Origin of the sequence: Microbacterium cremeum (assembly GCF_015277855.1) — a bacterium.
Taxonomy (GTDB): Bacteria; Actinomycetota; Actinomycetes; order Actinomycetales; family Microbacteriaceae; genus Microbacterium; species Microbacterium cremeum.
In genome coordinates this window covers 791,284-804,400 of sequence record NZ_CP063812.1, presented here as the reverse complement: position 1 = coordinate 804,400, position 13,117 = coordinate 791,284, and the positions used below count along the sequence as shown (strand labels likewise).

Genomic DNA, 13,117 nt, shown 5'->3' with positions numbered 1-13,117 from the left:
TTCCCCGGTCGTCACGGCCCGGTCGTTGAACGAGCGCAGCGAGACGAGACGCGGGTGCGGCTAACTGGAGCGGTCGGCGACGGCTTGGGCGAAACGCGTCAGCCCTTCGCGCACGGGCCCGTCGGGCAGCGGCGCGAGGGCATCGATGGCCTCCTGCGACCACGCGCGGGCCAGCTCGCGGGTGGCCGCGGTGGCCTCGTGCTCGCGCAGACGCGCGAGCGGCTCGTCGAGGATGGCCGGGTCGGCGCCGTCGGCGATGCGCGCGACGCCGTCGTCGATGCGGGCACGGAGCTCTCGGGACGCGTCGTCCGTCCGCTGACCGAGCACGAGGTACGGCATGGTGGGGACGCCGGCGCGCAGGTCGGTGCCGGGCACCTTTCCGGTCTCGTCGGGGTCGGCCGACAGGTCGATGACGTCGTCGAGCAGCTGGAAGGCGACGCCGGCCTTCTCGCCGAACGTCATCATCGGCTGCTCGAGCTCTTCCGGCCCGTTCGAGAAGATGATGCCGGCCTGCGCCGCTGCGGCGATGAGCGAGCCGGTCTTGTCGGACAGCACCTCGAGGTAGAACTCCGCCGGGTCGTCGCCTTCGCCGGGGCCGACCGTCTCGTGCATCTGCCCGAGCACCAGCCGCTCGAACGTGTCGGCCTGGAGGTGGATCGCACGTTCGCCGTGGCGGGCCATGATCTGGCTCGCCCGGGAGAACAGCAGGTCGCCGGTGAGGATCGCGACGCTGTTGCCCCACACCGCATGGGCGCTGGGAACCCCGCGGCGCTTGTCGGCGGCATCCATCACGTCGTCGTGATACAGCGAGCCGAGATGGGTCATCTCGAGCGCCGTGGCCCCTTCGATGACCTCGTCGGTGATGCCGTCGCCCAGCTGCGCCGTCAGCAGCGCGAGCATCGGGCGCACGCGCTTGCCGCCCGCCTCGTAGAGGTAGCGGCTGGTGGCGTCGGCGAGCGCGTCGGTCACGCGCAGCTCGCGTTCCAGGGCACTGTCGACGCGCTTGAGACCGGCCTCGACCGTCGACTGGAGCCTGCGCGAACGCGGCCCAGCGAAGACGCGGTCGGAAAGGCCCAGGTTGCCCGCGATATGCGAGCCCGGCGCGGTCGGAGTCACGTGCCCAGCCTATCGGGGGTCCGGTCCCGGTCGTTGAGCGAGCGAAGCGAGACGAAACGCCATGGCCTCCGCGTCGGCTCTCTGCGATTCGCCTCGCTCGCTGGCACCCGCTCGCTCAACGACCGGAACTCGCCGGCTTGGTGCCGCGATGCAGGGCGACGATGCCCATCGAGAGGTTGCGGTAGGCGACGTCGCTCCAGCCCGCCTCGCGGATCCATGCCGAGAGCGTCGGCTGGTCGGGCCAGTCGCGGATCGACTCGTTGAGGTAGTCGTAGGCGTCGGCGTTCGAGCTCACGGTCTTCGCGACGACCGGCAGCACGCGGTCGTTGTAGAAGCGGTAGAGGCCGCGGAACGTCTTCGACGGCGGGTGCGAGAACTCGCAGACGACGAGGCGCCCGCCGGGCTTGGTCACCCGCAGCATCTCGCGCAGCGCCTTCTCGGGCTCGACGACGTTGCGCAGCCCGAACGAGATCGTGACCGCGTCGAACTCCTCGTCGCCGAACGGCAGCGCGGTGGCGTCGGCCTCGACGAACGACAGATTCGGGATGCCGCGATGACGGCGCGTGCCCTCCGCGATCATGCCGGGCGAGAAGTCGGCCGCGACGACGTACGCGCCGCTGCGGGCGAGGGCGACGCTCGAGGCGCCGGTGCCTGCGGCCAGATCGAGGATGCGCTGTCCGCGCCTCGGGCTCACGGCGCGGGTCGTGGCCGCACGCCAGAACCGGTCGTTGCCCATGCTCAGGACCGTGTTGGTGCGGTCGTACCCGGCCGCGACCTGGTCGAACATGCCGCTCACGCGCGACGGGTCCTTATGGAGGTCGGCGCGGTTCGGCTCGTGAGCGGAGGGGTCGGATGCCACGGCTTCGAGTCTAGGCCGCGGGCTCGCTGCGACCGCGGGTCAGGCTGCCGCGAGGGCGGAAAGCCGCGCGAGCCAGGCATCCGGCGTCGCATCGTCGAAGGGCGCCTCGCCGGCGCCGACCCTGCGCTCGAGGTCGACGGCGAGCGCCTCGAGCCGCTCGACGACCTCGGGCGGGTAGCCGTGGGCGGCGCGGTGCTCGTCCCACTCGTCGCGGTCGTCGATGTAGAGCCCGCGGCCGTCGATGGCCTTGACGACGTCGAGGTCCATGTCGATCCCGGTGGGCGCGCGCTCCTCCCAGCGGATGTCCCAGGCGATGTCGATGTACACGCGCACACGATGCGGCAGGGCGTGCACGGTCACGGCGTGGTCGCCCGACGGCGGCAGCAGCGTCACGTTGTCGACTTCGGCCGGGAACGACAGACCGGGCCGCACGTTGGCCCAGCCCGCAGGCTGGCCCAGCCAATCGCCCCAGCGGTCGCGGCCGAGGTAGATGGCGTCGTTGACCCAGTGCGGACTGCCGTCCCATTTGCGCCAGCGGAACTGCACCGCAGTGCCCGGCTGCGGGCGATCTGAGACGGCGTCGTCGGTCACCCGGCGAGTCTAGGCTGGAAGGGTGACATCTTCGCACCGCCCGCCTCAGCTGGTGGTCGAGACCCGCGAGATCGAGCCCGTCGACGACCTCCTCGCGTTCACCTCCCCGGCCGCGCCGCTGGCGTGGCTGCGCCGCGGCGACGGCATCGTCGGGGTCGGCACCGTCGGCGGCTACGAGAACGGCCCGGCGCTGCCGCCCGGATTCGACCGGGAACGGATGCCGTCGCCCGCCGACAGCTGGCGGTGGCTGGCCGAGGGCGCCGTGGTCGACGACCCGGTGGATCTCCCCGGCACCGGCCTGGTCGCTTTCGGCACGCTCGCGTTCGACGCCCGGTCGACGGCGACGAGCCGGCTCGTCGTCCCGCAGCTGGTCGTGGGCCGGCACGAGGGACGCTCGTGGGTCACCCGCATCCGCTCGGAATCCGACCTCGAAGCGCCCGAGCTCGAGCCCATCCCGTACGGGCCGTACTGGTCGGGCACCCTGGGACCGGGCGCGCTCGATCCCGCCGGGTACCAGGTCGCCGTGCGCGCCGCCGTCGACGCCATCGCACGCGGCGAGCTCGAGAAGGTCGTGCTCGCCCGCGACCTGGTGGGCACGATCCCCGCCGGCGCCGACCTGCGACGGCTCGTCCGCGCGCTCGCCCACGACTACCCCGACACCTGGACGTACGCCGTGGACGGGCTCATCGGAGCGAGCCCCGAGACCCTCGTGACCGTCTCGCGCGGCGCGGTGACCGCGCGCGTGCTGGCCGGCACGATCCCGCGCGGAACCGACGCGGCCGACGATGTCGAGGCATCCGCGACCCTCGCGCACAGCGCGAAGGACATCGAGGAGCACCGCTACGCCGTGCAGAGCGTGCTCGACACGCTCGGCCCGCACGTGACCGGGCTGCGCGCCGACGCCGAGCCGTTCACGCTCGAGCTGCCCAACCTGTGGCACCTCGCGACCGATGTCGCGGGAGAGATCGCCGACCACGCGTCGTCGCTCGACCTCGTGGCGGCGCTGCACCCGACTGCGGCGGTCGCGGGCACGCCGACGGATGCCGCGGTCGAGGCGATCCGCCGGCTCGAGCCGTTCGACCGCGGCCGCTACGCCGGACCGGTGGGCTGGGTCGACGGCGACGGCGACGGCGAGTGGGCCATCGCGCTGCGCTGCGCGCAGATCGGCGCCGGGCCGACGCGCGGGTACGCGGAGTTCCGTGACACGATCCCCGTCGTCGCGCACGCGGGCGCCGGCATCGTCGCCGCGAGCGACCCCGAGACCGAACTGCTCGAGACCCGTGTCAAGTTCAGGCCGATCGTGGATGCCATCGCATGAACGCGCCCTCGTCGCTGCCGACGCGCGGGAGCGCGGTGCTCACGAACCTGCGGCTCGTCGACGGCGTCACGCCGGAGCCGCAGGAGGGACTCGCCCTCGTGATCGAGGAGGGCGTGATCGCGGAGGTCGCGGCGGAGGCATCCGTCCCGTCCTCGACGGAGGTGATCGACCTCGACGGTGCCTTCGTGATGCCCGGGCTCGTCAACATGCACAACCACTTCTCGCTGTCGCTGCCCGGTCCCGGCGGCGACGCCGTGAGCGCGCTCGGGCCGCACGACCTGGCGCTGTACATGGCGGATGCCGCACGCCGGACGCTGCTCGCCGGCGTCACGACCGTGCGGTGCGTGGCCGAGAAGTCCGGGGCCGACTTCGCACTGCGGCGCGCGATCGAAGCCGGGCTCGTGCCCGGACCGCGGATCCGGACGGCGGGACGCGCGCTGTGCTGCACCGGCGGGCACGGGCACGACACCGACGACACGGTCGAGTGCGACGGCGCGGACGCCTTCGCCCGTGGCGTGCGCGGTCAGATCGCGCTCGGCGCGGACCTCGTCAAGCTCATGATCTCGGGCGGCATCGCCGGCGAGCACGAGCAGATCACCACCGCGCAGCTGACCCGCGACGAGATGGCGGCCGCGATCACGACCGCGCACGCGTGGGGACGCAAGGTCACCGCGCACGCCGGTCCGGCGCCGGTCATCGCCGAGGCGGTCGAGCTCGGCCTGGACTGCGTCGAACACGGCTACGAGCTGACGCCCGACGTCGCGCGGCTCATGGCGGAGCACGGCACGGCGCTCGTGCCGACGCTCGTCGTCACACGCGCGTCGGCGTTCTTCGACGACCTCGGCGTGCCGCCGTGGATGCAGGAGCGCTCGCTCGGGGCCGGCGAACGCCACCGGGAGTCGTTCCGGTACGCCCTCGACGCCGGCGTCGAGGTGCTGCTGGGCAGCGACATGCCGCCGTACTGGGCGTTCGAGGGGACGACCGCGATCGTGCGAGAGCTCGAGCACATGGAGGCCGGCGGCCTGACCGGGCATGACCTCGTCCGCGCGGCGACCGCGGCGCCGGCGCGGTGGCTCGGCGACGAAGAGCGGTACGGGATGCTGCGCCCCGGCCTCGCCGCGGATCTCGTCGCGATGCGCGAAGACCCGACGGCCGGGATCGGGGCGCTGCGCACGCTCGAGCTCGTGATGAAGGCCGGGGTCGTCGTGCGCGATGACCGCGGCTGCGGTCGTCCGTAGGCTCGGGGCGTTTCGTCTCGCTTCGCTCGCTCAACGACCGGGGGCTGCTGCCGGTCGCCGAGCGCGACGAAACACACCCGGGGGCTGCTGCCGTTCGTTGAGCGAGCGAGCGCCAGCGGCGGCCTCCGGTCGTTGAGCGAGCGAGCGCCAGCGAGCGAGACGAAACGCCCCGGGCCCTTCGGTCGTTGAGCGAGACGATACGCCCGCGGCGGCCTCCGGTCGTTGAGCGAGCGAGCGCCAGCGAGCGAGACGAAACGCCCCAGGCTGCTCTCGGTCGTTGAGCGAGACGAAACGCCCCGGGCTACTGTCGGTCGTTGAGCGAGCGAGCGCCAGCGGCGGCCTCCGGTCGTTGAGCGAGCGAGCGCCAGCGAGCGAGACGAAACGCCCCGGCCCGCACAGACTCAGCGGCCGTTGAGCAGCGACCGCAGCGGGTCGAGGCCCATCGGACCGAGCGCGAGGGCGTCGCGGTGGAAGTCGCGGAGCGAGAACGCACCGCCGAGCCGGCGCTCGCGCGCGGCGCGCGCCTCGAGCCACAGCCGCGCCCCGACCTTGAACGCGAGCGCCTGCCCCGGCCAGCCGAGGTAGCGGTCGACCTCGAATCCGGCGAGCGCGGGTTCGACGAGCGCGAGCTCGACGAGCAGGCGGCGCGCGAGCTCCGGCGTCCACTCCCCCTCGGCCGCGAACGCGTTCGGCGGAATCGGTCGCCCGGTGTGCAGCCCGATGTCGGCGACGATGCGCACCGACCGCCAGATCTGGCCGAGGAGCAGCCCCAGCCGCTCCGCCGGGTCCCGGATGAGCCCGAGCTCGTCGGCGAGCTGCTCGGCGTAGTGCGCCCACCCCTCGGCGTACCCGTGGATGTGGCAGAGGTGCCGCTGCCAGGCGTGCAGTTGCGGGTCGGCGGCGGTGAGCACGAACTGCAGATGGTGCCCGGGCACGCCCTCGTGGTGGACGCTCGTCACCTCCTGCCAGCTCGCGGCGACCGGCACGCCGCTCGGGATGGTCCAGACCACGCGGCCGGGTATCGACCCGTCGGGCGCGCCCGGCGTGTAGTAGACCACGCCCGAGGCCGCCTCCGAGACGAGGCATTCGACGTCGCGCACCGAGTCGGGCAGGTCGAACGCCGGCGCGACCGCGTCGATCGACTCGGCCACCCGTGCGGTGAGCCACGTGCGGATCGCGTCGACGCCGTCGAGCCGGAACCGTGGGTCGGCATCGAGCGCGGCGGCCGCGGCCCGCACCGGATCGTCTCCCGTGCCGCCGAGCTCCACCGCGAGCGCGCGGGACTCGGCTACGAGCCGCTCGAGCTCGGCCCAGCCGTACGCATACGTGTCGCCGATGTCGATGCGGGCGCCGAGCATCGCGGCCGCGAGCTCCGGGTAGACCGCCTCGCCCACGCCGTCGGCCGCCGGTGCGACCGGCCGCAGCTCGTCTCGCAGCACCACGGCCAGCTCGGCGAGTGCCGCGGCCGTCTCATCGGCGGCGGCGCGCACGCGCGCGGTGTCGGAGTCCGAGACGCCCGGCGCGACCGGTACCGAGCCGAACCAGTCCGCGGCCACCCACGACTCGACCTGCGCGGCGAGGGTGTCGAGCTGGCGCACGGGCGCGACGCCGGTGCCCGTGAAGCGGTCGGCGTGATCGCGCGACCACCGCAGGGCGGCGATGTACTGGCGCACCGCGGCGGGCGCCGCCTCGAGCCGGCGCACGAGCGCCGCGCCCGCGGCATCCGGCGTCACCGTCAAGCCCTCGAACGCGTACCGCACCAGGTGCACGGGCGTCGCGAGGCCCGCGACGAGGCGCGACGTGAACCCGGTGTCGAAGAGCAGCCGCTCGCGTTCGAGGCGTTCGCCGAGCGCGGCGCGCAGCACCTCGTCGCCGGGCGCGGCGGCCCGCAGCGCGGCGAGGGTCTCGCCCTGCAGCTCGTACCTGCGCTGCAGCCACTCCGGCGACAGGTCGGGCAGCGGCGGCCCGTCGACGCCCAGGGCCATGGCGGCATCGGGTTCGTGCTGGGCCAGCTCGCGGACGTAGGCGTCGGCGACGACGCGGACGGGGTCGGGAACGCTCACCGATTCAGCCTAGGCGGCGGCGCGTTTCGTCTCGCTTCGCTCGCTCAACGAACGCAACCCGGCCGTCGAGCAACGAAGCGCAACGACCGCAACCCGGCCGTTGAGCGACGGAAGCGCAACGAACGCAACCCGGCCGTTGAGCGACGGAAGCGCAACGACCGCAACCCGGCCGTTGAGCGACGGAAGCGCAGCGACCGCAACCCGGCCGTTGAGCGACGGAAGCGCAGCGACCGCAACCCGGTCGTTGAGCGACGGAAGCGCAGCGACCGCAACCCGGTCGTTGAGCGAGGGAGCGCAGCGACCGAGACGAAACGCGCCGCACCCGTCAGCCGGGGACGACGCCCGTGCGGGCCAGCTGCCCGTACCAGAGCCCGCTGTCTTTCACGGTGCGGTCGAGCGTGTCGAAGTCGACGCGCACGATGCCGAAGCGCTTCGCGTACCCGTAACCCCACTCGAAGTTGTCGAGGAGCGACCACACGAAGTATCCCCGCAGGTCGACACCGCGCTGGATCGCCCGGTGCGCGGCCGTGAAATGCCGGCGGAGGTAGTCGAGCCGCTCGGGGTCGGGCACCGATCCGTCCTCGGCCACGACGTCGTCGAACGCGGCGCCGTTCTCGGTCACCATGAGCGGCTGCGCCGGGAACTGCTCCGACAGCGACACCAGCAGCTCTTCGAGACCCTCGGGCGCGATGTTCCAGCCCATGGCGGTGTAGGGCCCGGGCTGCTCGACGAACTCGACGACCTGGTCGCTGCCCGGCCACGCGGTGCCGCCGGCGGCGCCCTTGTGCCCGTCGTTCATCTGCTTCGGCGACACGCCGTCCCACAGCCGCACGGTCGCGGTCGAGTAGTAGTTGACGCCGAGCACGTCGATCGGCTGGTGGATCGCGGCGAGGTCGCCGTCCTGCACGAACGACCAGTCGGTGACGGATGCCGTGTCCTCGAGCAGATCGGCCGGGTACTCGCCGCGCAGCAGGGGGTGCGTGAACGCACGGTTCGCGAGGCCGTCGATGCGGCGCATCGCCTCGTCCGCGCCGTCGCCGAGGCCGCGCAGCACGTGGAAGTTGAGCGTCACCGAGTACTGCGGGTCGCCGGTCGAGGTCGCCCGGAGCGCCTGGACGGCCCGCCCGTGGGCGAGGTTCAGGTGGTGCACCGCGGCCAGCGCGGCGGCGGGCTCGTGGCGGCCCGGCGCGTGCCCGCCCTGGCCGTAGCCGAGGTAGGCCGAGCACCACGGCTCGTTGAGCGTCGTCCAGGTGTGCACGCGGTCGCCGAGCGCCGCACCCATGATCTCGGCGTAGCGCTCGAACGCGTCGGCGGTCGCACGCGAGGGCCAGCCCCCGGCATCCTCCAGCGCCTGCGGCAGGTCCCAGTGATATAGCGTCGCGACCGGGCGGATGCCGCGCTCGAGCAGCCCGTCGACGAGACGCGAGTAGAAGTCGACGCCGGCCTGATTCACCGCACCGGTTCCCGTCGGCTGGATGCGCGGCCACGCGATCGAGAACCGGTAGGCGCCCAGGCCGAGCTCCTTCATGAGGTCGAGGTCGCTCTCCCAGCGGTGGTAGTGGTCACATGCGACATCGCCGGTGTCGCCGTTCCACACCTTGCCGGGCGTCTTCGAGAAGGTGTCCCAGATCGACGGGCCCCGGCCGTCCTCGTCGAACGCGCCCTCCACCTGGTACGCGGCCGTCGCCGACCCGAACGTGAACCCGGGAGGGAACACCAGACCGGCGTCGCGGTAGTCGGGGTTCCCCTGCGGTCCAGGGCGTGCCGTCTCGTTCTGCTCGCGCAACGACCGGCGAGAGGGTGTCGTCATCTGGTCACCTCCGAGAGATTCACCCTAAAGGACTGCGAGCGCCCGTCGGGGTTCGTGACGGTGACGGATGCCTCGCCCTCTCCGCCCGGGAAGACCCGCAGCCGCAGGCCGTCGAGGTAGTCGTAGTCGGGTCGGTCGCTGCGCGCACCCCAGGGGATGACCGCCCCCGGCCGCACGTACAGCGGCAGCGAGGTGAAGCCGTGGTTCTCACGCCGCCACGAGCCGCCCTGGACCTCCTCGCCGGTGAGCAGATTCGTCCAGGTGCCCGCCGGCAGGTAGAACTCGACGTCTCCGGATGCCGAGAGGACGGGCGCGACCAGGAGGTCGCGGCCGAGCATGTACTGCTGGTCGAGGTACGCGACCGCGGGGTCGTCGGGGAACTCGAGCTGCATCGGCCGCAGCGTCGGCAGGCCGGTGGCGGCGGCATCCACCCCCGTCTGGAACAGGTACGGCATCAGGTGCATCTTGAGGTGCGTGAAGACGCGCGTGACCTCGACGGCCTCCTCGTCGAAGGCCCACGGCACGCGGTACGAGCCCGAGCCGTGGAAGCGGGAGTGCGAGCCGAGCAGACCGAAGGCGGTCCACCGCTTGAACACCGTGGCATCCGGCGTTCCCTCGAAGCCGCCGATGTCATGGCTCCAGTGCGCGAAGCCCGAGAACGCGAGCGACAGCCCGCCGCGCAGCGTCTCGGCCATCGACTCGAACGTCGAGGTGGAATCGCCACCCCAGTGCACCGGCATGGTCTGGCCGCCCGCGGTCGCCGAGCGCGCGAACAGCACCGCCTCCCCTTCGCCGCGCGCCTCGACCAGCACGTCGTACACCGCCTGGTTGTAGAGCTGCGTGTAGAGGTTGTGCATGCGCTCGGGGTCCGAGCCGTCGAAGTAGGCGACGTCGAGCGGGATCCGCTCGCCGAAGTCGGTCTTGAAGCAGTCGACGCCCTGATCGACGAGGGCGCGCAGCTTCGACTGGTACCACGCCGTCGCCTCGGGGTTGGTGAAGTCGACCAGGCCCATGCCGGCCTGCCACAGGTCCCACTGCCACACCGACCCGTCGGGGCGCTTCACGAGGAATCCCTGCGACGCGGCCTCGTCGAACAGCGGCGAGCGCTGCCCGATGTACGGGTTGATCCACACGCACACGCGCAGGTCCTTCTCGTGCAGCCGCGCCAGCATGGCCGACGGTTCGGGGAACACCCGCGGATCCCACTCGAAGTCGCACCAGTTGAACTCGCGCATCCAGAAGCAGTCGAAGTGGAACACCGACACCGGCAGCTCGTGCCGGGCCATCTCGTCGATGAACGACGTGACGGTCGCCTCGTCGTAGTCCGTCGTGAACGATGTCGAGAGCCACAGCCCGTACGACCACGCCGGCACGACCGGCGGCCGCCCGGTGAGCGCCGTGTAGCGCGTCAGGACGTCCTTCGGGGTGGGACCCGCGATCACGAAGTACTCGAGCTCCTCGCCCGCGACCGAGAACTGCACGCGCTCGACCGCTTCCGAGCCGACCTCGAACGAGACGTGGCCCGGGTCGTTGACCAGCACGCCGTACCCGCGGCTGGAGAGGTAGAACGGCACGTTCTTGTAGGCCTGCTCGCTCGAGGTCCCGCCGTCGGCGTTCCAGATCTCGACCGTCTGCCCGTTCTTGACGAGCGGACCGAAGCGCTCGCCGAGGCCGTAGACGAGCTCGCCCACCCCGAGGTCGAGCTGCTCGTGGACGTAGGTCGCCGACCGCGGTGCGCCGAGGCCGCCGCGAGCGTTCCCGGCGACGCCGTGCGCGGCATCCGTCGCCTGCGCCAGCTGGATGTAGCCCTGCGCCTTGCGGCCGCTGCCGGTGAGCCGCACCCCGTCCTGTTCGAACGACAGCGACCAGGGCGCGCCGGGCGCGACGCGCGCCGTCAGCGGTCCGGTCGCGAGCACCCCGCCGTCGACGGCGACGGATGCCTCGCCCGCTCCGCCGTCGACGGCACCGGGCAGGCCGAACCCGCCGTGCCACGCCCGTCCGCGGTGGTGCGAGATCCGCACGCGCACCACGCCCTCCAGCGGCGACGACAGCGTGACCGTCAGCACGGGGCGGTTGAGCGTGTCTCCGCGCTGGGAGATGACGCTCGTGGGCGCCGTGACCACGAGACCGGGGCCGTCGGCGGTGGCATCCGTCGCCTCGATGTCGTACGCCTCCTGCGCGTACAGCGCGGTGACGCCCGGTCGGAGCTGCCAGAACCCGTCGGTGAACTTCATTTACTTGACCGCTCCTGCCGTGATGCCGCGTGTGAGTGTGCGCTGGAAGATGAGGAAGAACAGCAGCGTCGGGATGAGGCCCAGCAGTGCCGACGCGCTGGTGGTGGTGACGTCCATGAGCCGGTCCCCCTGCAGCACGCTGATCGCGACCGGCACCGTCTGCGTCGAGTTCGACACCAGGAACGTCAGCGGGATGAGGAACTCGTTCCACGTCCAGATGAAGAAGAAGATGAGCAGCACCGACAGCGTCGGGCGGCTGATCGGGAAGATGACGCGCCACAGGATCTGCCAGCGCGACGCGCCGTCCATCGCCGCGGCCTCCAGCACCTCCTTGGGGAACGTGCCGTACACCGCCGACAGCAGATACGTGCCGAACGCCGCCTGGATGACGGTGAAGATGATGATCACCGACCACACGTTGTTGTAGAGGCCCACCGCCTTGGCCATGAAGTACAGCGGGTACAGCAGCGCCTCCTGCGGCAGCAGGTTCGCCAGCAGGAACAGCAGCACGATCCAGGTGCGGCCCTTCACGCGCCCGATGCCGATGGCGAAGGCGTTGAGCACCGAGATGAGCACCGCCAGCACTGCCGTCATCCCCGCGATGAAGAACGAGTTCCACACCTTCTCGGGGAAGTTCACGCGGTTCCAGAACGCGACGAGGCCGTCGGTGTAGAACGACGTCGGCAGGCTCAGCGGACCGCTGTTGGAATAGTCGGCGGGCGACTTGAACGAGTTCACGACGATCAGGTAGAACGGCGCGACGATGAGGATCGCGGCCACGATCGCGAAGGCGAGCACGAGCCAGTCCACGCCGCCGGGGCGCTTGCGCGTGTTCGCGCGCGGCCGGCGCACGGGCGCGGGCGCGGTGGTGGTGTCGGTGAGGACAGCGGGGGCGACCATCAGAGACCTGCCCTTTCCTTGCGCTCCGAGGCGTTCTGCGCCCGGATGAAGAAGACGGCCACGATTGCGATGACGACCGTCAGGGCCGTCGCGATGGTCGCGCCGTAGCCGACCTGCTGGGCCTGGAAGAACTCGCTGTACGCGTAGTAGGCCGGCACGATCGTCGAGGTGCCGGGGCCGCCGCGCGTCAGGACGTAGACGGGGCCGAAGACCTTGAGCGCCGCGATCGTGCACGTGAGGGTCACGACGTAGACCTCGGGGCGGATGCTCGGCACGGTGATCGCGCGGAACCGCTGCCACCAGTTCGCGCCGTCGAGCTCGGCGGCCTCGTACAGCTCCGGGTCGACGCGCTGCAGCGCCGCCATGAAGATCACGACGGGGTACCCGATCTGGATCCAGACCAGAACCACCATGATGCTCGCCAGTGCCGTGTCGGGACTGCCGAGCCAGTTGTGCGCGAGGTTTCCGAGGCCGATGTTCGTCAGGATCTCGTTGAGCGCACCGTCCTCGGGGCGCAGGATCCAGCCGATCACGATGCCCGCGATCGCCGCGGGGAGGATCTGCGGGAGGTAGTACGACGCGCGCAGGAAGCTCGCGGTGCGGCCGCCGAACTTCGTGCCGATGATGTCGAACAGGAACGCGGCCAGCAGCAGTCCGATGAGCGTCGGCACGACGACCATCGCCACGATCATCCAGACCGAGTTGATGAACGAGGTCCAGAACTTCGCGTCCTGGAACAGCTCGACCCAGTTCTCGAGGCCGATCCACACCGGGGGACGGATGCCGCGGTACTCGGTGAACGTCAGGTAGACGTTCCACACCAGCGGGATCACGATGACGGCGGTCAGCAGCACGAGACCGGGGATCAGGTAGAGCCAGTAGCCGCCCGAGCCGCCGCGGCCGCGCTGCGGGATGAGCGGCTCCTCGGGAGGGAGGCTGGCCCGTCGCGACCGCGCAGGGCGGACGAAGGGGACTGCGGTCATGACCG

10 protein-coding genes are annotated in these 13,117 nt (G+C 71.6%); 2 read left to right on the top strand and 8 right to left on the bottom strand.

The genetic code is table 11. From position 1 onward, the window contains the following. Positions 1-60 precede the first annotated feature (60 nt). From IM778_RS03355 to IM778_RS03345, 3 genes are all read right to left on the bottom strand, one after another. The gene (locus IM778_RS03355; RefSeq protein WP_194410682.1) at positions 61-1,116 is read right to left on the bottom strand and encodes a polyprenyl synthetase family protein; all 1,056 of its coding nucleotides are present in this window, start codon (positions 1,114-1,116) and stop codon (positions 61-63) included. 115 nt (positions 1,117-1,231) lie between these two features. Continuing rightward, entirely contained in the window at positions 1,232-1,975 is a 744-nt protein-coding gene (locus IM778_RS03350; protein WP_194410681.1) for a demethylmenaquinone methyltransferase, read from the bottom strand. Positions 1,976-2,014: 39 nt separating this feature from the next. Continuing rightward, positions 2,015-2,566 carry a DUF402 domain-containing protein gene (locus IM778_RS03345; protein WP_194410680.1) on the bottom strand — a complete coding sequence of 184 codons (552 nt, stop codon included), beginning with the start codon at positions 2,564-2,566 and terminating at the stop codon, positions 2,015-2,017. Positions 2,567-2,588: 22 nt separating this feature from the next. On the opposite strand from IM778_RS03345, the gene IM778_RS03340 reads away from it, so the two are divergent. Then, on the top strand, positions 2,589-3,884 hold the full coding sequence (locus tag IM778_RS03340; RefSeq protein WP_228484726.1) for an isochorismate synthase: 1,296 nt from the start codon (positions 2,589-2,591) through the stop codon (positions 3,882-3,884). Beyond that, positions 3,881-5,122, top strand: coding sequence for an amidohydrolase family protein (locus IM778_RS03335; protein WP_194410679.1), 1,242 nt, complete (start codon positions 3,881-3,883; stop codon positions 5,120-5,122). The genes IM778_RS03340 and IM778_RS03335 overlap by 4 nt, the downstream gene beginning before the upstream one ends. A 401-nt stretch (positions 5,123-5,523) precedes the next feature. On the opposite strand, the gene IM778_RS03330 is transcribed toward IM778_RS03335, so the two are convergent. The 5 genes from IM778_RS03330 to IM778_RS03310 all read right to left on the bottom strand — a co-directional run bounded on the left by IM778_RS03330 (position 5,524) and on the right by IM778_RS03310 (position 13,112). Beyond that, complete coding sequence (locus IM778_RS03330; RefSeq protein ID WP_228484725.1) at positions 5,524-7,185, bottom strand: DUF885 domain-containing protein; 1,662 nt, start codon at positions 7,183-7,185, stop codon at positions 5,524-5,526. A gap of 325 nt (positions 7,186-7,510) precedes the next feature. Further along, the gene (locus tag IM778_RS03325; RefSeq protein ID WP_228484724.1) at positions 7,511-8,995 is read right to left on the bottom strand and encodes a GH1 family beta-glucosidase; all 1,485 of its coding nucleotides are present in this window, start codon (positions 8,993-8,995) and stop codon (positions 7,511-7,513) included. Next, entirely contained in the window at positions 8,992-11,229 is a 2,238-nt protein-coding gene (gene yicI / locus IM778_RS03320; protein ID WP_194410678.1) for an alpha-xylosidase, read from the bottom strand. The genes IM778_RS03325 and yicI overlap by 4 nt, the downstream gene beginning before the upstream one ends. After that, entirely contained in the window at positions 11,230-12,129 is a 900-nt protein-coding gene (locus tag IM778_RS03315; protein WP_228484723.1) for a carbohydrate ABC transporter permease, read from the bottom strand. Further along, complete coding sequence (locus tag IM778_RS03310) at positions 12,129-13,112, bottom strand: carbohydrate ABC transporter permease (RefSeq protein WP_194410677.1); 984 nt, start codon at positions 13,110-13,112, stop codon at positions 12,129-12,131. Before IM778_RS03310 ends, IM778_RS03315 begins: the two co-directional genes overlap by 1 nt. Positions 13,113-13,117 lie beyond the last annotated feature (5 nt).